Genomic DNA, 22,330 nt, shown 5'->3' on the forward strand with positions numbered 1-22,330 from the left:
GGCCTGAGCATTGACGCCTGTCCGCTGCACAAGCGCGATCGGCGTTTATTGTTCATTTCTACAAAAGCCTTGGGGATGGATGTTGCGGCCCTATCGCGAGCAGGCTCACTCCTACAGGGGAACGCATTTCAAGTGTAGGAGTGAGCCTGCTCGCCACGGCGTCTCAGAAAACACCCGATCAGCTCGGATCAGTCTGCGGCAACAACTGCACCCCAAGGTACAACGCCAGCATCCCGTCCAGCCGCAGCGGATCCACCCCGCTGATTTCGGCAATCCGCTCCATCCGGTAACGCAGGCTGTTGCGGTGAATGCCCAACGCATCGGCACACGCCTGGCTTTGTCCATCGTGTTCACACCAACTGCGCAGGGTCGCGAGTAACTGGCCGTTACCGTCCTTGGCGATGACTTTGCGCAGCGGTTTGAGCAACTCGTCCAGCGCATCATCATTGCGATGGCGCCAGAGCATCACTGGCAAGCGATAGCGATTGAGCGTCAGTAATCGCGAGTGCGGCAACACGTCCCGGCCATAGGCGAGCAGATCGCCGACCCGCCGATAGCACCGGCGCAATCCGGCCAGCCCGTCAGCCTGTCCGCCCACGGCGATGCGCAGAATGTTCCAGCCGAGGCCATCGAGCTTTTCCAGCAAGCGATCATGCTCGACGGTCTGACTCGCCGGGCGGCACCACAGCAACGACGACTTGGCCGAACTCACGCACCAGCTGTCCGGGTAACGCGAGGTCAGCCAGGCGCTCAACGCCTCGACGGTCTGCCCCGGGCCATGTTCCAGGCCCAGTTCGAACAGATACGGCACCCGCGTCAATTGCGGCTTGAGCCCCAGTTGCTGCGCCTCATCGACCAGGCGCGGCGAGTCCCCGGCTTCGCTCAACAGCAACGCCAACAGGTCATCGCAACGCTGGCGCCGCCATTGCTGCTCGGCCTGCTGATTGCGCTGGCCGACGAGCATTTCCGCGGTCATGCGCACCAGTTCGGCGTAGGTGCGCAGTTGCTCCGGCTCACCGGTAATGCCGAGCACGCCGATCAGGCGCTGGTCGAGCAACAGCGGCAGGTTGATCCCCGGCTGCACACCTTTCAGATGCACCGCCGTTTGCGCATCGATCTCCACCACGCGCCCGTTGGCCAGCACCAGTTGCGCGCCTTCGTGACGGGTGTTGATGCGCTCCGGCTCGCCGCTGCCGAGGATCAGCCCCTGGCTGTCCATGACGTTGACGTTGTAGGGCAAAATGGCCATGGCCCGGTCGACGATATCCTGAGCGAGGTCGTGATCGAGTTCGAACATGATCGGCAAAATCCTTAAGCAAGGCGGCGCAAGGTTGTTCACCCGCACAGGGTCTGGCGGCAAACCCTGTGCTCAGGCACAAAGACAATCCGGCCACAGGTGGCCGAGACTCTCACGGCGAGCAACGTTAACCTGTGCATCGCAAAAAATCATAATAAAGAGAGAGCCGCTATGTCGCAGAGCGCCGCAGCTACCCAGACCATCGATGACGGTAAAAACGCCGTCTACAAACGCATCACCCTGCGTTTGATCCCCTTCATCTTCATCTGCTACCTGTTCAACTACCTCGACCGGGTCAACGTTGGCTTTGCCAAACTGCAGATGCTCGACGCGTTGAAGTTCAGCGAAACCGTGTACGGCCTCGGTGCCGGTATCTTCTTCATCGGCTACGTGCTGTGCGGCGTACCGAGCAACCTGGCCCTGACCCGATTCGGCCCGCGACGCTGGATCGCGCTGATGATGATCACCTGGGGCATGTTGTCGACCTGCCTGTTGTTCGTTACCACCCCGACCCAGTTCTACACCTTGCGCCTGTTCACCGGTGCAGCTGAAGCCGGGTTCTTCCCGGGCGTGGTGCTGTATCTCTCGCAGTGGTTCCCGACGTTCCGCCGTGGGCGGATCATGGCGCTGTTCATGTCGGCGATCCCGGTCTCGGGCCTGCTCGGCAGTCCGTTCTCCGGCTGGATTCTCAATCACTTCGCCGCCGGGCAAGGCGGACTGGCCGGCTGGCAATGGATGTTCCTGCTGCAAGGCATCCCGACAGTGATCCTCGGGGTGCTGGCGTACTTCCTGCTCAGCGACAGCTTCGCCAACGCCAAGTGGCTGACCGCGCATGAACGCGCCGTGCTCGAAGCGGATCAGGCCGAAGACCTGGCGAACAAACCGAAAACCACTTCCGATTCACTGATCGCAGTGTTCAAGAACCCGGCGATCTGGGCCTTTGGCCTGATCTACTTCTGCATCCAGAGCGGCGTGTACGCGATCAACTTCTGGCTGCCATCGATCATCAAGAACCTCGGCTTCAGCGACAACCTGGTGATCGGCTGGTTGAGTGCGATTCCGTACCTGCTGGCGGCGGTGTTCATGCTGCTGGTCGGACGTTCGGCGGACTTGCGCAAAGAGCGCCGCTGGCACTTGGTGGTACCGATGCTGATGGGCGCCATCGGCCTGGTGATTGCGGTGAACTTCGCTGCCAACCCGGCCATCGCCATTCTCGGTCTGACGATTGCGACCATGGGCGCGCTGACCGGCCTGCCGATGTTCTGGCCAGTGCCCACCGCCATGCTGAGCGCGGGCGCAGCAGCCGGTGGCCTGGCGTTGATCAACTCGATGGGGCAGATGGCCGGCTTCCTCAGCCCGTACCTGGTGGGTTGGGTCAAGGACAGCACCGGCTCGACCGATGCGGCGTTGTACCTGCTGGCAGCCGTGATCGTCGGCGGCAGCTTGCTGGCACTGCGCATGACGCGCACATTGCGCGCGTAATCACGTTTTAAGATCAAAAGATCGCAGCCTGCGGCAGCTCCTACAGAGCAATGATGTACACCCTGTAGGAGCTGCCGCAGGCTGCGATCTTTTTGCTTTCAGGCAAATGCATCCAGCTCGATCACCAACCCACCCGGCATTTGCACAAAAACCTGCCAGATCCCCTCCTCCGGCACCTGCGCCAACTGGTACGGCAATCCACTGTCACGCACCCGCTGCAACACACTGTGCGCTGGCTCATCGGTGCGAAACGCTATGTGGCTCAGCGCGGTGTCGGTGAACGTCGGCTGTTCGATCACATGCACCAGCGCGTGGGCATCCTGGTACAGCCAGCGACCGGGGAACGGAAACGGCGGCCGGCGCCCCGGGGTCAGCCCGAGCAACTGACCGAACGTGTCTTGCAAGGTCTGACCGTCAACCGTGTTGAAGGCCAGATGATCGAATGTCCAGCTCATGCTCGTCTCCTGCGGTGATTCATTGATTGCAGTATCCACGCTTGCCAATCACGGAAAAATCCCGCAAAAACGCAAAGATCTTTAAAGGATTTTTACCAATGAGCTCGATTCTCGATCTTGAGATCTTCGTCCGCGTCGCCGATTCCGGCAGCATCTCTGCCGCTGCCCGCGCTTTGGAACTGACGCCGGCCGCCGCCAGCATTGCGCTAAAGAGACTGGAAACCCGCCTAGGCATCCGCCTGCTCGCCCGCTCCACCCGCAGCATGCGCCTGACCGAAGAAGGTCGGCGTTATCTCGACAGCGTACGCATCGCCCTGGGCGCACTGGCCGAAGGTGAACAGGCGCTCAAGCAACACGGCGAAGGCCTCAGTGGTGTGCTGCAACTGGCGGCGCCGTCGGACTTCGGGCGCAATGTGTTGTTGCCGTGGCTGGACGACTTCAAGCGCGAACATCCGAATATCCAGCTGCAATTGCTGCTCAACGATCGCCACGCCGACCTGTTCCGCGAAACCGTGGACGTGGCCCTGCGCTTCGGCGTGCCCGGCGATTCGACGCTGGTGGCGTTGCCGATTCTGCCGGCGCATCGGCGCGTCGCTTGCGCCAGTCCCGACTATCTGGCCCGGCATGGCACACCGCAACACCCCGGCGAATTGGGCGAGCACAGCGCCCTGCTCTATCTGCGCAATGGTCGGCCTTACAACACCTGGCGTTTCAGCCGCGAGGACGAAACGCTGGAGGTCGAAGTTCACGGCGACTACTTGAGCGATGACGGCGAAGTCGCGCGGCGCTGGGCGCTGGCCGGGCATGGCATCGCCTACAAGGCGTGGCTGGATGTGGCCGAAGACGTGCGCGCCGGACGCTTGCTGACGCTATTCGACGACTGGCACGGCGAGAGCGTGCCGTTCAATTTGCTCTGCCCGCATCGGGTGCAGGTGTCGGAGCGGGTCCGGGTGCTGCAGGCGTTTTTGCAGGCGCGTTGCGCGTTACTCAGCCGATAATTCACTTTGCCCCATCCGACGCTTCTGGTATTTGTCTGGAGTTTTCCCACCGATAAAAGGATTTCGGCATGAGCTATCGCACACTGGGGCACTCGGGGTTGCAGGTGTCCACCCTCACCCTCGGCACGATGATGTTTGGCGAGCAGACCAGCGCTGAAGACTCGCTGCGCATCATCGACAAGGCCTGGGATCAAGGCATCAATTTCATCGACACCGCCGACGTCTACACCAACGGCCGCTCGGAAGAGATCGTCGGCGAGGCCATCGCCCGCAACCGGCATGAGTGGGTGCTGGCGACCAAGGTCGGTTTCGGCCCGGAGGACGGCGTGCCGAACCGCAGCGGCTTGAGTCGCAAACACATCTTCAACGGTCTGGAGGCCAGCCTGACACGCCTCGGCACCGACTACCTCGACATCTATTACCTGCACCGCGAAGACCACAACACGCCGCTGGAAGTCACCGTGTCGGCGATTGGCGACCTGATTCGTCAGGGCAAGATCCGTTGCTGGGGTCTGTCGAACTATCGCGGCTGGCGAATTGCCGAGGTGATTCGCATCGCTGACAGCCTCGGGGTCGACCGCCCCGTCATCAGCCAACCGCTGTACAACATCGTCAACCGCCAGGCCGAGACCGAGCAGATCACCGCCGCGCAAACCTATGGCCTCGGCGTGGTGCCTTACAGCCCGCTGGCCCGTGGCGTGCTCAGCGGCAAATACGCGCCGGACGTCACCCCGGACGCCAACAGCCGCGCCGGGCGTCAGGACAAACGCATTCTGGAAACCGAATGGCGGGTGGAGTCGCTGCGCATTGCCCAGCAGATCCAGCAATACACCCAAGATCGTGGGGTGGGCATCGTCGAGTTCGCGATTGCCTGGGTGCTGAACAACAGTGCGGTGACCTCGGCGATCGTCGGGCCGCGCACCGAACAACAGTGGGACGCGTACACCAAGGCGCAGGCGGTGAAGATCACGGCGCAGGATGAGGCATTCATCGATTCGCTGGTGACGCCGGGGCACGCGTCGACACCGGGGTTCAATGATATGAGGCATTTTGTGTCGGGCCGTAAACCGCGTCAGGCCTAAAAGCTTCGCGAGCAGTCCCGCTCTCACAGGGAATGATTGGCGGATGCAAACTTTGTATTCGACACCAATCCACTGTGTGCGGGTTTGCTCGCGAAATCGCTGGAACAGTCACTAAAGATCTCGGGCCTGCCTCCCTCTCGCGAGCAGACCGAATCGTCGTACCGTCGCTCCCACAGATTTGTGCTTATCTTCAAGATGTTGGGAATATTGATCACCCGGCCAATATTCAGCACAAAAACCACGTATCCTGCGCGCCCTGTTTGATCACCTACCCGCGAGGACAGTTTGTCTAAAGGTATCGCTTTATCGGTTTCAGCCTCGGTGCTGTTTGCCGTCATGTATTACTACACCTCGCTGCTCACCCCGTTGAGTGGCGTGGAAATCTTTGGCTGGCGGATGCTGCTGACCGTGCCGTGCATGACCGTGCTCATGCTGGTGTCCGGTGAATGGCGGCGGGTGCTGGAATTGCTGCGGCGAGTGGCGGCCTATCCGAAGCTGATCGGCGGCCTGATCGTTTCCGCAGCGTTGCTCGGCGTGCAGCTGTGGCTGTTCATGTGGGCGCCGCTCAATGGCTACAGCCTCGACGTCTCGCTGGGCTATTTCCTCTTGCCGCTGGCAATGGTTCTGACCGGGCGCATCGTTTACGGCGACAGCCTGTCGTACCTGCAAAAAATCGCGGTGTTCTTTGCCATTCTGGGCGTGGCGAACGAGCTGTATCGGGTTGGCGGGTTTTCCTGGGCGACCCTGGTGGTCGTGGTCGGTTACCCGCTGTACTTCGTGCTGCGCAAACGCTTGAAGACCGACCACCTCGGCGGTTTGTGGGTCGACATGACACTGATGCTGCCGGTGGCGTACTGGTTCGTGCAGGGTGGCGAGCAAGGCTTTGGCGTGTTCGACCAGTACCCGGGCCTGCTGTGGCTGATTCCGCTGCTCGGCCTGATCAGTGCGTCGGCGCTGGTGGTGTACATCATCGCCAGCCGCTTGTTGCCGTTCAGCCTGTTCGGCCTGCTCAGCTATGTCGAGCCGGTGTTGCTGCTCGGTGTCGCTCTGCTGCTCGGTGAGAGCATCAAGGCCGGTGAGTGGCTGACCTACATTCCGATCTGGCTCGCCGTTGTGGTGCTGGTCTTCGAAGGCTTCAAGCACCTGATGCGCCAACGCAGAGCCTAAAAGCAAAAGATCGCAGCCTTCGGCAGCTCCTACAGGGAATGGATTCCAATGTAGGAGCTGCCGAAGGCTGCGATCTTTTGATCTTGAAAAAGCCTGACATAAGCCAGGCTTCTTTATGGATTACTCCGTCGCGAGCACACCACGACGCACCTGGTCACGCTCGATCGATTCGAACAGTGCCTTGAAGTTGCCCTCGCCGAAACCATCGTCGCCTTTGCGCTGGATGAATTCGAAGAACACCGGGCCCATCAGGGTTTCCGAGAAGATCTGCAGCAGCAGGCGCTTGTCGTCCGGGTTCGACGAGCCGTCGAGCAGGATACCGCGCGATTGCAGTTGATCCACCGGCTCGCCGTGGTTCGGCAGACGGCCTTCGAGCATTTCGTAGTAGGTGTCCGGCGGCGCAGTCATGAAGCGCATGCCGATCTTCTTCAACTGATCCCAGGTCTTGATCAGGTCGTCAGTGAGGAACGCTACGTGCTGGATGCCCTCGCCGTTGAACTGCATCAGAAACTCTTCGATCTGCCCAGCGCCCTTGGACGACTCTTCGTTCAGCGGGATGCGGATCATGCCGTCCGGTGCGGTCATCGCTTTCGAGGTCAGGCCGGTGTACTCGCCCTTGATGTCGAAGTAGCGGATCTCGCGGAAGTTGAACAGTTTCTCGTAGAAGTTGGCCCAGTAGGCCATGCGGCCGCGGTACACGTTGTGGGTCAGGTGATCGATGATCTTCAGGCCCGCACCGACCGGATTGCGGTCAACGCCTTCGATGAACACGAAGTCGATGTCATAGATCGAGCTGCCTTCGCCGAAACGGTCGATCAGGTACAACGGCGCGCCGCCAATGCCTTTGATCGCTGGCAGGTTCAGCTCCATCGGACCGGTTTCGATGTGGATGGGCTGAGCGCCAAGTTCCAGGGCACGGTTGTAGGCTTTCTGTGAATCCTTGACGCGGAACGCCATGCCGCACACCGACGGGCCATGCTCGGCGGCGAAGTACGAGGCCACACTGTGCGGTTCGTTGTTGAGGATCAGGTTGATCGCGCCCTGACGGTACAGGTGCACGTTCTTGGAACGGTGGGTCGCGACTTTGGTGAAGCCCATGATCTCGAAGATCGGCTCCAGGGTGCCAGGAGTCGGCGATGCGAACTCGATGAACTCAAAGCCCATCAGGCCCATTGGGTTTTCGTATAAATCGGTCATGGTGACGCCTCATCATTCTTATCAATTAACCAGAGTTAGTTGTCAGTAATGCTGAGACCGGCGGGAGGTGCGCAGGAGATGCCTCGCACACTGCGGGCGAGGAAGTCACCATAGATCAGTTGAAACCCGAATATCTTCATTGTCGACCCAAGGCTCTTGCGGGCGAGGCTTCTGCTGCCAGAAGACGATTATTATTGTATGCGTAAACCGATTCTACACAGCGTAAATAGGGTTGTCTGCCCTCTCTATAAAATCCGCCTTTTTGGCGCCCGTGCAAGGGGTTTGTTGCACAGGTAAATCCCCGCCAGCACCAACCCGCCGCCCAGGCACAGGGTCAACGTCAGTTGTTCGCCGAGCAACAGCGCGCCGAGCAGCACCGCCGTTAATGGATTCAGGGCAATGAACACACCGGAACGGGTCGCGCCGATTTTGCGGATGCCGTCGTAATAGCCGATGTACGCCAGCGCCGAGCCAAGTACGCCGAGGTAGATCAGGCTCAGCCATTGTGGCGTGCCGAGGTTGATCAAGGCGGCCGCGCTCACCTCGCCGCGCAGCATCGCCAGCAGCCAAAGCATCACCGTGCCGATCAACACGGAAAACGTCACGGTCTGCAGCGGGCCGAGGGACTGGTTCAAACCCCGGGAACACAGCGAATAAACACCCCAGCCCAATACGCAGCCAAGAATCAACAGATCGCCGATCCACGCATTCGGTGTCGCAGCGAGCAATTGCGGGTTACGGCTGACGATCACCAGAGTGGCGCCGATGATGCAGAGCACGATGCCGACGACTTTCACTCGCCCCAGACGTTCCTTGAACAACAACCATGAGCCCAGACCGATCACCGCCGGATTCAACGCAACAATCAACGAAGCGCGCGAAGCGTTGATGTAGTGCAGGCCATAAAAGAAGCACAGGTTGTAGAAGAAAATCCCGAAGAACCCCAGCAGCGTCAATTGCAGCCATTGCCGGGGCGTGGGACGCGCCAGCGGGATTCGCGCGATCCACAGAAACCCCAGCAGCGCCGCACTGGCAAGCAGGAAGCGCAGGCTGGCGGCGAACAGCGGGCTGAGGCTGCCCGCCAGAAAACGTCCGGCGACAAAGGTCCCGCCCCAGATCATGGTCACGGCTGCGAGGGTCAGATAAACCGGGCGGTCGGAGGCTGTTGTGTGGGCTTGCTCAACGTTGCGCATGACACTCCAAACGAAAGAAGCTGAAGGATGGCGTATCATTCACCTCATTCCTTGTCATCGTAAAATGAGCAAACACTCATGACCCTCACCCAACTGGAGATCTTCTCGCTGGTCGCCGAACTGCGCGGTTTCACCCTCGCCGCCCATCGTCTGGGAATTTCGCAGTCGGCGGTGTCGCATGCGATGAAGTCGCTGGAGCAGGAGCTGGGGGTCGAACTGTTACGCCGGCATCCGTCGCAAATCGAACTCACCGACATCGGCGAGCAATTGCTGCAGCGCGCGCGGGCCATGCTCGGTCTGGCCAACACCTTGCGCCAGGAGGCGGCCGATGCGCGCGGCATGAAAAGCGGCACATTGCGCATTGGCTCGTTCGGCCCGACCTCATCGATCAAGTTGCTGCCGAAAATTCTGCAGCGCTATCGCCAGGCGCATCCGGGCATCGAAGTGCATATTGACGAGGGGCCGGATCGGCAGATCGTCCAGTGGCTGGAAGAGCGGCGGATCGACATCGGTTTTGTGGTGTTGCCCGAGGAACGCTTTGACACCTTTGCCCTGACTGCAGACCAGATGGTTGCCCTGCTCCCGCTCAATCATCCATTGGCCGCGGCCCCGGCGCTGAGCCTCAAGGACCTGTGCGTCGATCCGTTTGTGCTGACCGAGGCTGGCTCATCGGAACTGGTTTCGCGCTTGTTCAATGCCGCGCGCCTGCAACCGAACATCCGCTACCGCTGCTCGCAATTGCTCAGTACGCTGGACGTCGTCGGCCGAGGCGACGCAATCACTGTCGTCGCCGAAGGCTCGTTGCCGGACGCTGCGTCACCGCATTACCTGAAGAAGCCGCTGGTGCCTGCGGTGCAGCGGCAGATCGGCCTCGCGGTCCTCGATCAGCGCCAGGCGTCTCCTGCCACGCTGGCTTTTATCGAACTGGCGACGCGGATCTACCAACCGTGAACGGCACAAGCTTCAACGGCCATCTATCATCCCTTTTGACTCCGCTGTTTTGCACAGGCGCGCCGTTGCCCGGCCTGCGTTCAAGAGTTCCACTCCATCGCGACAGGATGCGCCCATGCCCTTGACCGCCAGACCCCGCCGCAAACGTAGCGTGCGCATCATTGTGACTTTGCTTTGCGGTTTACTGCCCGTGCTGCTGGGCACAGGGATTCTGTACATGCAGGCCGAGCGCACCTTGCAGCAAAGCACGCAACACACTGCCGAAGAAGCGTTGCGCCAGTTCGAACTGATGCTCGACAACACCGCCCAGGCGGCCAGCGATTTATTGCCACTGGCCGGCCAGCCCTGCGACAGCGTGAAACTGGCGCTGCGTGAACAAGTGACCCGTCGGCCCTTCGTGCGCTCGACCAATCTGGTGTGGGACGACAACCTCTACTGCAGCTCGCTGTTCGGTGAGTTCAAGGAAACCGTCAACCCGGGCGATTACGCCCAGGGCAAACTGTGGTTGATGAACGGCAACCCCGTCACCCCCAACACCGCGCTGCTGGTGTATCGGCTCAGCGACGGTCGCGGCGGCGTACTGACTACGCTCGATGGCTATCACCTGAGCAACGTGCTGCGCCTGATCGGCCGGGATACGCTGCTGTTACTGCAAGTCGCAGATAACTGGCTGTCCGCCGACGGCAAGGTACATCAGGGAGCCCTGCCGGCGCTGCCGGTGGCGCAGAGCATGCTGGCGTCTTCGCGCTATGCCTTCAGTGTCAGCGCCGGTTTCCCGCAAGGCGAAACCTGGCGCTACATGGCCAACGAGTACCCGCCATTGTTCAGCCTGCTGATATTTTTCGGCGTGGTGTCGGGCGCTATCGGCCATGTCCTGCAACGGCGCTCCACCTCGCCCAGCCACGAAATGCTCCGCGCACTGGAGGCTGGCGAGTTCACTCCCTACTTCCAGCCGGTGGTGCACGGCGACAGCAAGAAATGGTCCGGCGCCGAAGTGCTGATGCGCTGGAACCACCCCAAGGAAGGCCTGGTGCGCCCGGATCTGTTCATTCCGTTTGCCGAGCATTCGGGCCTGATCGTGCCCATGACCCGTTCCCTGATGCAGCAGACTGCCGCCCTGCTCGGCCCGCTGTCTTCAGGCTTCGACAAACCGTTCCACATCGGCGTCAACATCACCGCCAGCCATTGTCAGGACCTGCAACTGGTCGACGACTGCCGCGAGTTTCTTGCGGCGTTTGCCCCCGCCAGCATCAACCTCGTGCTGGAGTTGACCGAGCGCGAGCTGATCGAGCCGACCGACATCACTCATCAACTGTTCGAGCAGTTGCATACGCTGGGTGTGATGATCGCCATCGACGACTTCGGTACCGGGCACTCGAGCCTTGGTTACCTGCGAACATTCAACGTCGACTTTCTCAAGATCGATCAAAGCTTCGTGGCGATGATCGGAATCGATGCACTGTCGCGGCATATTCTCGACACGATTATCGAACTGTCGGCCAAGCTCGATCTGGGTATTGTTGCCGAAGGTGTAGAAACGCAGGCACAAGCGGACTATCTGACCGCGCACCACGTCAACTTCCTGCAGGGCTATCTGTTCGGAAAACCCATGCCCGGCACCGACTTCATCGATGCATTAAGTCATCATTAACTACAACGAATTAAGCCCGGCGCTACGATCGTGCGCACCAAATTGATACAAAACACCACTGTTGTTACATGACGACAACAACAGGATTTACTCTTGGCGCATTAACTACTACAATTTTTTCAGCCTGTGCAAGATTCGCAGGTGAGCCATTATCACCGAGTCGCTTCAAGGCTCTTGGCTTATAGCTTTGTTTGCGGTTGGTATCAGCCAAACACACTATTGGAGTAAAGATATTGTCCAGACTCGCTGAATTTCGTGCAGCTGAAAAGGCTCTTCAGGAACAGCTCAAGCAGTTGGAATCGCTGAAGAACGATGCCGGGCTCAAGAAAGAAATCGAATTCGAAGAAAAGCTCCAGGGGCTGATGAAAACCTACGGCAAAGGCCTGAAAGACATCATCGCCATCCTCGATCCGAACCCGGGCAAATCCGGTTTGCAAGTGTCTGCCGCACCGAAAACCCGCCGCGCTCGCGTGGTCAAGGTTTATCACAACCCGCACACCGGTGAACTGATCGAAACCAAGGGCGGCAACCACCGCGGCCTGAAAGCCTGGAAGGAACAGTACGGTGCCGCCACCGTTGATTCCTGGTTGCGCGGTTAATCTTGCGTCAAACAAACAAGCCCTGCTGTATGCAGGGCTTTTTTTTCGACAATATCTAACAAAAGCAACGGTTTCTGCCGGGCTAGTTGCGAAGCCGCTTTAACACCCACAAAACGTCCGCCTAAACATTTTGCGCCGGGATGTTGCCAGCGTAACCTGCGCTAAACTTTGTGCTTAATGCCTTCGGGTATCTAATACCCACCGGGCAGCGAACAGAGGCTTAAAGTTTCAAGCTGTTTCTCGCGGCGACTATTTCGTCGGCGCTTGCCTTATAAACCTCAGCCTGACCGGCGTAAGAAAGTACATAAGCCTTATCCGCCCCGACCGCGGCGACCAATGTTTGCGACAACACATGTCGGCCGTTTTCAGTGATCGTACAAGTGGTTTCCAGTGCATCCAGAGTGCCGAGCTTCGCCGGGTGCACCTTGTTGCAAACACTCTGATAACCGCCCTGGAAGAAGTCCTTCTGAATCGACTTGCGCATCTCCAGCAGAACGCCTGGCACATTGACCTGATGACCAGCCTCTACCTGGGACATGGTCAACTCCATCACCATGACCTGATTGCCATCGGCGTCGTTTTTCACCGCACGCTGGCGCGACACCTGAGGCGATGTTTCGGGCAACGCCTGGACTTCCCAACCCGCAGGCCAGGTGATACTCGGCTGATCCGCCAGTGCCGGAACGGCCAGCAGCGACGAAAAAATCACAACGAACAGCGCTTTGAACGGTCGGATCATTACCAGAGACACTCGCAGATAGAGCGCTGAAGTCTGAGGCCCGCCCATCCACAGAGCAAGCCGCGCTTTCGGTTTGGCGATGCCGGCCCGCATGCGTATCATTGCGCCCATTCACTCGCCCCATTGTTACGGAGGGCCTATGAGCCTGCACGAACTGAACACTTTCCCCGGCGTCACCGCCACTCCAGACAGCGCAACCCGCAACTTCGTCTTCAACCACACCATGCTGCGCGTGAAAGACATCAGCAAATCGTTGGACTTCTACACCCGCGTACTGGGTTTCTCGCTGGTCGAGAAGCGTGACTTCCCGGAAGCCGAATTCAGCCTGTACTTCCTCGCTCTGGTCGACAAGGCGCAGATCCCGACCGACGCCGCTGCCCGCACTGAGTGGATGAAGTCGATTCCCGGCATCCTCGAACTGACCCACAACCACGGTACCGAAAACGACGCCGATTTCGCCTACCACAACGGCAACACCGACCCGCGCGGCTTCGGCCACATCTGCATCTCGGTACCGGACATCGTTGCCGCGTGTGCGCGTTTTGAAGAACTGGGTTGCGACTTCCAGAAGCGTTTGACTGACGGCCGCATGAAAAGCCTGGCGTTCATCAAGGACCCGGATGGCTACTGGGTTGAAATCATTCAGCCTGCACCGCTGTAACTGACGACACAAACCTCCTGCAAGTGAGCCTGCTTGCGATAGCGGTGTACCAGTCAATGAAATGTTGAATGTACTATCGCTATCGCGAGCAAGCTCACGCCTACAATTGAATATGCGTCAGGCATAAAAAAACCCATGATCGCTCATGGGTTTTTTCGTTTCAGCGGCTGACGTTTACGCCGGAGCCGACGTACGGATCAAGTGATCGAACGCGCTGAGGGAAGCCTTGGCGCCCTCGCCCACTGCAATCACGATCTGCTTGTACGGCACGGTGGTCACGTCACCGGCAGCGAAGATACCCGGAATCGACGTTTCGCCACGATTGTCGACGATGATTTCACCACGCGGCGACAGCTCGATGGTGCCTTTGAGCCAGTCAGTGTTAGGCAGCAAGCCGATCTGCACGAAGATCCCTTCCAGCTCGACAGTGCGCAGTTCGTCGCTGTTGCGATCCTTGTAACGCAGGCCGTTGACCTTCTCGCCATTACCGGTGACTTCCGTGGTTTGCGCACGGGTGATCACGGTGACGTTCGGCAGGCTGTGCAGTTTGCGTTGCAGGACAGCGTCGGCACGCAATTGCACGTCGAACTCCAGCAGCGTCACATGCGCCACGATACCGGCCAGGTCGATGGCCGCTTCAACGCCGGAGTTACCGCCGCCGATTACCGCCACGCGCTTGCCTTTGAACAGCGGGCCGTCGCAGTGCGGGCAGTACGCCACGCCTTTGTTGCGGTATTCCTGCTCGCCCGGCACGTTCATCTCACGCCAGCGCGCACCGGTCGCCAAAATCACGCTCTTGGCTTTGAGGGTCGCACCGCTGGCGAAGTGGACTTCGTGCAACTCGCCGTTCTTGCCCGGGATCAGCCTGTCGGCGCGTTGCAGGTTCATGATGTCGACGTCGTATTGCTTGACGTGTTCTTCCAGCGCAGTCGCCAGTTTCGGGCCTTCGGTTTCCTGCACGGAAATGAAGTTCTCGATGGCCATGGTGTCCAGCACCTGACCGCCGAAACGTTCAGCCGCGACACCGGTGCGAATGCCTTTACGCGCCGCATAGATAGCTGCCGAAGCACCGGCCGGGCCACCGCCGACCACCAGCACATCAAAGGCTTCTTTGGCGCTGATTTTCTCGGCCTGACGCTCGATGGCGCCGGTGTCGAGTTTGGCGAGGATTTCTTCCAGACCCATGCGGCCCTGACCGAAGTTCTCACCGTTGAGGTAGATGCTCGGCACGGCCATGATCTTGCGATCGTTGACTTCGTCCTGGAACAGCGCGCCGTCGATGGCGACGTGACGGATGTTCGGGTTCAGCACCGCCATCAGGTTCAGCGCCTGGACCACGTCCGGGCAGTTCTGGCACGACAGCGAGAAGTAAGTCTCGAAGTTGAACTCGCCCTTGAGCGAACGGATCTGTTCAATCACTTCGACACTGGCCTTCGATGGGTGGCCGCCGACTTGCAGCAGGGCCAGCACCAGGGAAGTGAATTCGTGGCCCATCGGGATGCCGGCGAAGCGCAGGCTGATGTCGGCACCCGGGCGGTTGATCGAGAACGACGGCTTGCGGGCATCGTTACCGTTGTCGATCAGGGTAATCTGGCTCGACAGACTGGCAACGTCTTTGAGCAATTCAAGCATTTCCCGGGATTTCGCACCGTCGTCGAGGGAAGCAACGATCTCGATCGGCTGGGTGACCCGTTCCAGGTACGATTTCAACTGGGCTTTAAGATTGGCGTCCAACATACGGGCGATCTCCTGTGTCTTTATTCGAGGCGAAAAAAAGCCCGAGCGAATCTCGCCCGGGCTTTTTTAATGGGCGGTGCAGCTTACTGAGGTAGGTGCGGAGTCCCGCCCTGTGTTGCGTGTCGCACAGACTTAGATCTTGCCGACCAGGTCCAGGGACGGAGCCAGAGTGGCCTCGCCTTCTTTCCACTTGGCTGGGCAGACTTCGCCTGGGTGAGCAGCAACGTACTGAGCAGCCTTGATCTTGCGCAGCAGCTCGGAAGCGTCACGGCCAACGCCGCCATCGTTCAGTTCAACGATTTTGATCTGGCCTTCAGGGTTGATCACGAAGGTGCCACGGTCAGCCAGGCCAGCTTCTTCGATCAGCACGTCGAAGTTGCGGGAGATGACGTGGGTCGGGTCGCCGATCATGGTGTATTCGATTTTGCCGATGGCTGGCGAAGTGTTGTGCCAGGCGGCGTGGGCAAAGTGGGTGTCGGTCGAAACGCTGTAGATTTCCACGCCGAGTTTCTGGAACGCAGCGTAGTTGTCGGCCAGGTCTTCCAGCTCGGTTGGGCAAACGAAGGTGAAGTCGGCTGGGTAGAAGAACACTACGGACCATTTGCCTTTCAGGTCAGCGTCCGAGACTTGTACGAAGTCGCCGTTTTTGAACGCGGTAGCTTTGAACGGTTTTACTTGGCTGTTGATGATAGGCATTGATGACTCTCCGTCAGGGTTGTGAATTCGATGGGTGAATCCTACCCACTCACTCGACGGATGGCTCATTGGCAAACCTGATGCTGCTGATTTGTTTTCGCTATTAGCTGACTGTATTAATAGAAGAAAACCATATCTACGACGAAGCCGGGTTATCCGTAATCCGAGCCATCCCGTGGAAGGGGCTGGCTTCAACATAGCGCATGGCTGACTTCATATCCTTCCAGCCGACGTAACTCATCAGCGATTTCAGATCCCAGCCGCTTTGATGCGCCCACGTGGCAAAGCCCCGGCGCAGGGAGTGGCTGGTGTAGTGCTCGGCACTGATCCCGGCACGTTCCAGCGCCTGGCGCAGCAAGGGAATGACACTGTTGGCGTGCAAGCCCTCCTCGCTCAGATGACCCCAGCGGTCGATGCCGCGAAACACCGGACCGCGCACCAGCGCCGCTTCGGTGATCCAGTCGATGTACGCCTGCACCGGACACAGCTTGAGCAGCGCCGGCGCCTGATAGGTCTGCCCGAGGTTTTCACGGTCGCCCTTGCTGCGTGGCAAATACAAGGTGATGCCACTGCCGGCGTGCGCCTGCACGTGCTCGATCTGCAGACGGCACAGCTCATCGCTGCGAAAGCCGCGCCAGAAGCCCAGCAGAATCAGCGCCCGGTCGCGATAGGCCTTGAGCAGTTGCGGGCGATCCTGCTGCTGCCGGGCACTGCGCGCTTCCTGCTCCAGCCAGTCGACCACTTGTTGCAGGTCGTGCAGTTGCAGCGGTTCGGCCTGTTTTTCCTGCGCCGGGTGCAGCGCGCGAATACCTTTGAACACCTTGCGCACCACTGGTGCCTTGGTCGGATCGGCAAACCCCTGGCTGTTGTGCCATTGCGCCAATGCCGACAAACGCAGCTTCAGCGTATTGATCGACAGCACCCCGGCATGCTCGACCAGGTAACGCGCAACGCTGTCGGCCGTCGCCGGCAGGAAGCCACCCCACTTCACTTCAAAGTGTTCGATTGCCGAGCGATAGCTGCGGCGGGTGTTGTCACGGGTGGCGGCTTGCAGATAGCGATCGATATCGCTCATGGGCAGTGTTCTCGCTGGCGTACTGATTCAAGGCTCAAAAAAGCAATTTAAGCACCTGACACTGGGTAATGCCAGTATATCCCGTGTCTTTATAATCAATCATTTAACTTTATTTTCAGCGTGGTACACTGCGTACTTTAGTGGCATGTACCACAGTATGAAACGGTAGGAGTTCACATGGCCCGTGGCGGCGTAAATAAAGCGGTGGTTCAGATAGCGCGCACAGCGATTCTGGCCCGAGGCGAACACCCCAGCATCGATGCAGTACGCATCGAATTGGGCAACACCGGTTCGAAAACCACGATCCATCGCTACCTGAAAGAGCTGGACGACGGCAGTCAACCGGTCGAAGCGTCCGCAGAACCGATCAACGACGAGCTGACGGCACTGGTCTCGCGCCTTGCCCAGCGCCTGAAAGAACAAGCGCAAGAGCCCATCGAACACGCCCGTGAGCAGTTCGAGGAACAGCGCGAAACGCTGGAAGCGGAACTCAAGCAAGTACGCCAGGCACTCGAACAACTGGAGCAACAACACGACATTCAAGGCGCAGCGCTGGCCAAGGAATCCGAGGCGCTGAACGAAACCCGCTCGATGCTGCAGACCGAGCAGACGCGCAACGCCGGACTGAACCAGGCACTGGCCGACTTCGAGTTGCGCTTGCAGGACAAGGACGAGCAGATCCGCTCACTGGAAGAAAAGCACCTGCATGCCCGCGACGCGCTGGAGCATTATCGCAATGCCACCAAAGAACAGCGCGAGCAGGAACAGGCTCGCCACGAAGGGCAGCTCCAGCAATTGCAGATGGAGCTGCGTCAGGCACAACAGAGTGCGCTGGTGCGTCAGGACGAAATCACCCAGCTGCACCGTGACAACGAACGCCTGCTCACCGAAAACCGTGGCACCCAGCGCGAACTGAGCCTGATGCAGGATCAGCTCAAGCACAGCAACCAGCGCCAGGATCAATTGCTGGAGCAAGCCAGCCGCGTCGACAGTGAACGCACCCTCCTCCAGGAACGCCTGCGCGTGGCCGTGCTGGAAAGTCAGACACTGAAACAGGATGCCGACGAACAGCGGCAGCTCAATCAGTCACTGGAAAAGGAATTGACCAAGACTCAGGCGAGCCTCGAAGACAGCTTGCGTCTGGCCGCTACCGTTGCGGCAGCGCCAGACACAGCCAAACCGAAGGACGCTTAAGTGCCAACCGGCGTACGCAGGGTGACGAACTCTTCGGCGGCCGTCGGGTGAACCCCGATCGTGTCGTCGAAGTCTCGCTTGGTGGCACCGGCCTTCAGTGCAATCGCCAGACCCTGGACGATTTCTCCGGCGTCCGGGCCGACCATGTGGCAGCCGAGCACTTTGTCGGTCTTGCCGTCGACCACCAGTTTCATCAGGGTTTTCTCCTGGCACTCGGTCAGGGTCAGCTTCATCGGCCGGAAGCGGCTCTCGAAAATCACCACCTCGTGACCCGCTTCCCGCGCCTCTTCTTCGGTCAGGCCAACCGTGCCGATGTTGGGCAGGCTGAACACCGCCGTCGGGATCATCTTGTAATCCACCGGCCGGTATTGCTCAGGCTTGAACAGCCGACGCGCCACCGCCATGCCTTCGGCCAACGCCACCGGCGTCAGTTGCACACGACCGATCACATCGCCCAGCGCCAGAATCGACGGCTCGCTGGTCTGGTATTGCTCGTCGACCTTGATGAAGCCCTTGTCGGTGAGCTGCACATCGGTGTTTTCCAGACCCAGGTTGTCCAGCATCGGACGGCGCCCCGTGGCGTAGAACACGCAGTCGGCGTCCAGCACGCGACCATCCTTGAGGGTCGCCTTCAGGCTGCCGTCAGGCTGTTTGTCGATGCGCGCGATGTCGGCGTTGAATTGCAGATCCATGCCGCGCTTGGTCAGTTCTTCCTGCAGATGCTTGCGCACCGAACCATCGAAACCACGCAGGAACAGATCACCGCGATACAGCAGCGTGGTGTTCGCGCCCAGGCCGTGGAAGATCCCGGCAAACTCGACAGCGATGTAACCGCCACCGACTACCAGCACACGTTTCGGCAGCTCTTTGAGGAAGAACGCCTGATTGGAACTGATCGCGTGCTCGTGCCCCGGAATCTCCGGGATCTGCGGCCAGCCACCAGTGGCGATCAGAATGTTCTTCGCGGTGAAGCGCTCACCGTTGACCTCGACCTCATGCGGGCCGACGATCTTCGCGTGCGCCTCATGCAAGGTCACGCCGCTGTTGACCAGCAGGTTGCGATAAATGCCGTTGAGGCGATTGATCTCGCGGTCCTTGTTGGCGATCAGGGTCGCCCAGTCGAAGTTCGCTTCACCCAGACTCCAGCCGAAACCGGACGACTGTTCGAAGTCTTCGGCGAAATGCGCGCCGTAGACCAGCAGTTTTTTCGGCACGCAGCCGACGTTGACACAGGTACCGCCCAGGTAACGGCTCTCGGCCACCGCCACTTTTGCGCCGAAACCGGCGGCAAAGCGCGCCGCGCGTACACCGCCGGAACCGGCACCAATCACATAAAGGTCAAAATCGTAGGCCATTGCTATCTCCTCGGCAGGCCATCAGCATACCCGCCGCGCTCCATTGGGCAAGCGCTGTGCGCAGCTTTTGAACCTGATCGGCGATTCCGCGAAACATCTACAGATAATAATATTTCTCGTTTGACACTAAATCGCCGGGCTGCACCTCGTCTTTGAACCAACGGATTTTTCTCTCGAAGACAAGGAGTCGGCTGCGATGTTCGCGCCCATCACCCGTTCCATGACCCTCACTTTCGGCCTGTGCAGTGCAGCGTTGAGTCCCGAACTGCTGGCTGAAACCGACCCTGAAACAACACCGCAATCTGCCGCCCAGGCCCTGGAACTGGCCGCCACCAGCGTCAGCGCGCAAGGCCTGGGCATCAACACCGAGAACACCGAGGCCTACACCACCGGCGCGATGAGCAGCGCAACGCGGATGAACCTGTCGATCAAGGAAACCCCGCAATCGGTGTCGGTGGTGACGCGTCAGCAAATGGACGATTTCAAACTCGGCACATTGTCCGAGGCGATGAGCCAGACCACCGGCATCGTGGTGCAGCACAACGACTCGGATCGGGTCAGCTATTCGGCACGCGGCTACTCGATCAACAACTTCCAGATCGACGGCATGCTGAACACCTTCAGCTACATGAAGTCCGACGCCGACACCATCATCTACGACCGGATCGAAGTGGTGCGCGGCGCGACCGGGCTGACCACCGGTGCGGGCGATCCCTCGGCGACGATCAACATGGTGCGCAAACGTCCGACCGCGCAGCTGCAGGCGTTGGCGGGTGTCAGCGGCGGCAGTTATGACGACTACTACAGCTACGTCGATGTCGGCGGCCCGCTGGCATTCGAGGGTCGCTTGCGCGGGCGCACGGTGCTGGCCTACCGCGACAGCCAGTCATTTCGCGACAAGTACGCGCTGCAACGGGAGGTCGGCTACGGCATCCTGGAAGCTGACCTGACCGACTCCACGGTACTGGCAGTCGGTTATGACTATCAGGACAAACAGGTTCAGGGCAGCTCGTGGGGCACCGTGCCTTATTGGAACGCCGAGGGTGGCAAGGCCGGACTCGGCCGCTCGACCAACATGGCCACTTCCTGGAGTTCCTGGCCGCTGCGCGACAAGACTGCCTTCGCCACCCTCGATCAGCAGTTGGCGGGCGGTTGGCACCTGAAGGCCGCCTACACCCATCGCAAGAGTGACACCGAGGGCAAGATTTACTACGGCGGTGGCGGCTTCCCCGAGGCCGATCGCAGCGGCATGTCCGCCAACACCAGCCACATGGCCGGCGATCAAACCATGAAAGCCTACGACTTCAATGTATCGGGCCCCTACTCGCTGCTCGGGCGCGAGCACGAAATGATGTTCGGCTACGGCGAAGCCGAACGTCGTTCGGATGATCCTTACACCATCGCCGGCGCGGTGCCGGCCGGCTACGAAAACATCCGCGACTGGAAGTACATGGGCGATATCGGCAAATTCCCGGACACCGTGACCGGCCTCAGCGGCTTCAAGGATTACACCCGGCAAAAGGCCGGCTACCTGGCGACCCGGCTGAGCCTGACCGATGAACTGCATGCCGTGCTCGGCAGCCGCTACGGCAGCTGGAAAACGGCCAGCACCACCAACGCCTACGACGATAACCTGCAACTGAGCAGCGTCGACAAAAGCAGCCAGCAACACAACGACATGTGGACGCCCTACGCCGGCCTGCTGTATGACCTGACGCCGGAATACACCGTGTACGTCAGCTACACCGATATCTTCAAACCACAAACCAAGCGCGATGCCAGTCGCAAATACATCGAGCCGGTAGTCGGCAGCAACTACGAGATTGGCCTCAAGGGCAGCCTGCTCGAAGAACGCCTGAACCTCTCCACGGCGCTGTTCTGGAGCAAGCAGGACAACGTCGCCGAACTGGACGATTCGGTGGCGCCGGACCCGGTCACCGGCGAGGAGTTTTTCAAATCCGGCGGCAAGGGCAACAAGGTCAACGGCTTCGAGGCAGAAGTTTCCGGCGAACTGCTCGACGGCTGGAACATGACCGCCGGCTACACCTACACCCACTCGGTCAACGGTGAAAAACAGCGTACCAACACCAACCAGCCGCTGAACATGTTCCGGGTGTCCACGGCCTATCGCCTGCCGGGCAACTGGCACGCACTGACCGTCGGTGGTGCGGTGAACTGGCAAAGCGATGTGTATGGCGCGGCCAACCGTCCGGTCGGTCGCGGCGCCAATGACCGGATCATCACCGAACGCGCGCGGATCAATCAGGACGCCTACACCGTGGTCAAGCTGATGTCGCGCTATGAATTCGACCAACACCTGTCGGCATCGCTGAACGTCGATAACCTGTTCGACAAGAAGTATTACGACAACGTCGGTTTCTACAACGGCGTGTACTGGGGCGACCCGCGCACGGTGACGCTGAGCCTGGACTGGAAGCTCTGACCCGACGGTTCGCAACCCTGCGTTCAAACCCTGGCGACCGTGTTAACCCCGAGTTAATTCGCGCCAGGGAGACTGCGCCCCGAGATCTGTTTCATGGACGAACGGCTCCCACGTTTTTCAGTAGGAGGCACCATGAACACCACCACCGCCATTCTCGCCGGGCTACTCGCCCTCGGTTCCGCCAGCGCCTTTGCCGAGGGCGGCGCCGAACGCATGCGGCATTACTACGACAACTTCCCGGTCCACAGCGCGCAGAGCGAGCAGCAGACCGAATCCAAAGCTGCGGAGCTAAAGGTTCCGAACGATCAGACCGCGCAAGTCACCGAGTCTTATCGCAACTGATTTATCGAGCAACCGA

General features: G+C 59.7%; 20 protein-coding genes. 11 read left to right on the plus strand and 9 right to left on the minus strand.

The window, feature by feature from the left end:
• Positions 1-178: 178 nt before the first annotated feature.
• On the minus strand, positions 179-1,297 hold the full coding sequence (locus tag KKQ10_RS03475) for a sugar diacid recognition domain-containing protein (protein ID WP_215500198.1): 1,119 nt from the start codon (positions 1,295-1,297) through the stop codon (positions 179-181).
• Positions 1,298-1,468: 171 nt separating this feature from the next.
• On the opposite strand from KKQ10_RS03475, the gene KKQ10_RS03480 reads away from it, so the two are divergent.
• Positions 1,469-2,779: an MFS transporter gene (locus tag KKQ10_RS03480; RefSeq protein WP_215500199.1), complete on the plus strand. Its 1,311-nt coding sequence runs from the start codon at positions 1,469-1,471 to the stop codon at positions 2,777-2,779.
• Positions 2,780-2,877: 98 nt separating this feature from the next.
• On the opposite strand, the gene KKQ10_RS03485 is transcribed toward KKQ10_RS03480, so the two are convergent.
• On the minus strand, positions 2,878-3,234 hold the full coding sequence (locus KKQ10_RS03485) for a VOC family protein (protein WP_215500200.1): 357 nt from the start codon (positions 3,232-3,234) through the stop codon (positions 2,878-2,880).
• A 98-nt stretch (positions 3,235-3,332) separates the two neighbouring features.
• Here KKQ10_RS03485 and KKQ10_RS03490 point away from each other — a divergent pair, with 98 nt between their 5' ends.
• From KKQ10_RS03490 to rarD, 3 genes are all read left to right on the plus strand, one after another.
• Positions 3,333-4,232 carry a LysR family transcriptional regulator gene (locus tag KKQ10_RS03490; RefSeq protein WP_215500201.1) on the plus strand — a complete coding sequence of 300 codons (900 nt, stop codon included), beginning with the start codon at positions 3,333-3,335 and terminating at the stop codon, positions 4,230-4,232.
• Positions 4,233-4,300: 68 nt separating this feature from the next.
• The gene (locus tag KKQ10_RS03495) at positions 4,301-5,314 is read left to right on the plus strand and encodes an aldo/keto reductase (RefSeq protein ID WP_215500202.1); all 1,014 of its coding nucleotides are present in this window, start codon (positions 4,301-4,303) and stop codon (positions 5,312-5,314) included.
• A gap of 285 nt (positions 5,315-5,599) precedes the next feature.
• Positions 5,600-6,481 carry an EamA family transporter RarD gene (gene rarD / locus KKQ10_RS03500; RefSeq protein WP_215500203.1) on the plus strand — a complete coding sequence of 294 codons (882 nt, stop codon included), beginning with the start codon at positions 5,600-5,602 and terminating at the stop codon, positions 6,479-6,481.
• Positions 6,482-6,601: 120 nt separating this feature from the next.
• Here the strand turns inward: rarD and hppD are convergent, their stop codons facing one another.
• Together hppD and KKQ10_RS03510 are read right to left on the minus strand one after the other, a co-directional pair.
• Positions 6,602-7,678 (minus strand): 4-hydroxyphenylpyruvate dioxygenase, encoded by a 1,077-nt coding sequence (gene hppD / locus KKQ10_RS03505; protein WP_097089660.1) that lies wholly within the window; start codon positions 7,676-7,678, stop codon positions 6,602-6,604.
• 245 nt (positions 7,679-7,923) lie between these two features.
• Positions 7,924-8,871, minus strand: coding sequence for a DMT family transporter (locus KKQ10_RS03510; protein WP_215500204.1), 948 nt, complete (start codon positions 8,869-8,871; stop codon positions 7,924-7,926).
• A gap of 78 nt (positions 8,872-8,949) precedes the next feature.
• Between KKQ10_RS03510 and KKQ10_RS03515 the strand changes: the two genes are divergently transcribed.
• From KKQ10_RS03515 to KKQ10_RS03525, 3 genes are all read left to right on the plus strand, one after another.
• Positions 8,950-9,822, plus strand: coding sequence for a LysR family transcriptional regulator (locus tag KKQ10_RS03515; RefSeq protein WP_215500205.1), 873 nt, complete (start codon positions 8,950-8,952; stop codon positions 9,820-9,822).
• Positions 9,823-9,937: 115 nt separating this feature from the next.
• The gene (locus tag KKQ10_RS03520) at positions 9,938-11,473 is read left to right on the plus strand and encodes an EAL domain-containing protein (RefSeq protein ID WP_215500206.1); all 1,536 of its coding nucleotides are present in this window, start codon (positions 9,938-9,940) and stop codon (positions 11,471-11,473) included.
• A gap of 233 nt (positions 11,474-11,706) precedes the next feature.
• Positions 11,707-12,072 carry a histone-like nucleoid-structuring protein, MvaT/MvaU family gene (locus KKQ10_RS03525; RefSeq protein ID WP_127647126.1) on the plus strand — a complete coding sequence of 122 codons (366 nt, stop codon included), beginning with the start codon at positions 11,707-11,709 and terminating at the stop codon, positions 12,070-12,072.
• Between the two features lie 220 nt (positions 12,073-12,292).
• Here the strand turns inward: KKQ10_RS03525 and KKQ10_RS03530 are convergent, their stop codons facing one another.
• Positions 12,293-12,811 (minus strand): DUF4946 domain-containing protein, encoded by a 519-nt coding sequence (locus KKQ10_RS03530; protein ID WP_215500387.1) that lies wholly within the window; start codon positions 12,809-12,811, stop codon positions 12,293-12,295.
• Between the two features lie 139 nt (positions 12,812-12,950).
• On the opposite strand from KKQ10_RS03530, the gene gloA reads away from it, so the two are divergent.
• Positions 12,951-13,472: a lactoylglutathione lyase gene (gene gloA, locus KKQ10_RS03535; protein WP_215500207.1), complete on the plus strand. Its 522-nt coding sequence runs from the start codon at positions 12,951-12,953 to the stop codon at positions 13,470-13,472.
• Positions 13,473-13,646: 174 nt separating this feature from the next.
• On the opposite strand, the gene ahpF is transcribed toward gloA, so the two are convergent.
• The 3 genes from ahpF to KKQ10_RS03550 form a co-directional block, all read right to left on the minus strand.
• Positions 13,647-15,209 (minus strand): alkyl hydroperoxide reductase subunit F, encoded by a 1,563-nt coding sequence (gene ahpF / locus KKQ10_RS03540; protein WP_215500208.1) that lies wholly within the window; start codon positions 15,207-15,209, stop codon positions 13,647-13,649.
• Between the two features lie 132 nt (positions 15,210-15,341).
• Complete coding sequence (gene ahpC / locus KKQ10_RS03545; protein ID WP_003224621.1) at positions 15,342-15,905, minus strand: alkyl hydroperoxide reductase subunit C; 564 nt, start codon at positions 15,903-15,905, stop codon at positions 15,342-15,344.
• A 136-nt stretch (positions 15,906-16,041) separates the two neighbouring features.
• On the minus strand, positions 16,042-16,980 hold the full coding sequence (locus KKQ10_RS03550; RefSeq protein WP_215500209.1) for a site-specific integrase: 939 nt from the start codon (positions 16,978-16,980) through the stop codon (positions 16,042-16,044).
• Positions 16,981-17,157: 177 nt separating this feature from the next.
• Here KKQ10_RS03550 and KKQ10_RS03555 point away from each other — a divergent pair, with 177 nt between their 5' ends.
• Positions 17,158-18,174, plus strand: a complete 1,017-nt coding sequence (locus KKQ10_RS03555) for a DNA-binding protein (protein ID WP_215500210.1) — start codon at positions 17,158-17,160, stop codon at positions 18,172-18,174.
• Here KKQ10_RS03555 and gorA read toward each other — a convergent pair.
• Complete coding sequence (gorA, locus tag KKQ10_RS03560; protein WP_215500211.1) at positions 18,171-19,529, minus strand: glutathione-disulfide reductase; 1,359 nt, start codon at positions 19,527-19,529, stop codon at positions 18,171-18,173. The genes KKQ10_RS03555 and gorA overlap by 4 nt on opposite strands.
• 196 nt (positions 19,530-19,725) lie before the next feature.
• On the opposite strand from gorA, the gene KKQ10_RS03565 reads away from it, so the two are divergent.
• Both KKQ10_RS03565 and KKQ10_RS03570 read left to right on the plus strand, forming a co-directional pair.
• Entirely contained in the window at positions 19,726-21,972 is a 2,247-nt protein-coding gene (locus KKQ10_RS03565) for a TonB-dependent siderophore receptor (RefSeq protein ID WP_215500212.1), read from the plus strand.
• Between the two features lie 132 nt (positions 21,973-22,104).
• Entirely contained in the window at positions 22,105-22,314 is a 210-nt protein-coding gene (locus KKQ10_RS03570; protein ID WP_127647114.1) for a hypothetical protein, read from the plus strand.
• Positions 22,315-22,330 lie beyond the last annotated feature (16 nt).

Origin of the sequence: Pseudomonas sp. MG-9, from assembly GCF_018729515.1 — a bacterium.
GTDB classification, from domain to species: domain Bacteria; phylum Pseudomonadota; class Gammaproteobacteria; order Pseudomonadales; family Pseudomonadaceae; genus Aquipseudomonas; species Aquipseudomonas serboccidentalis.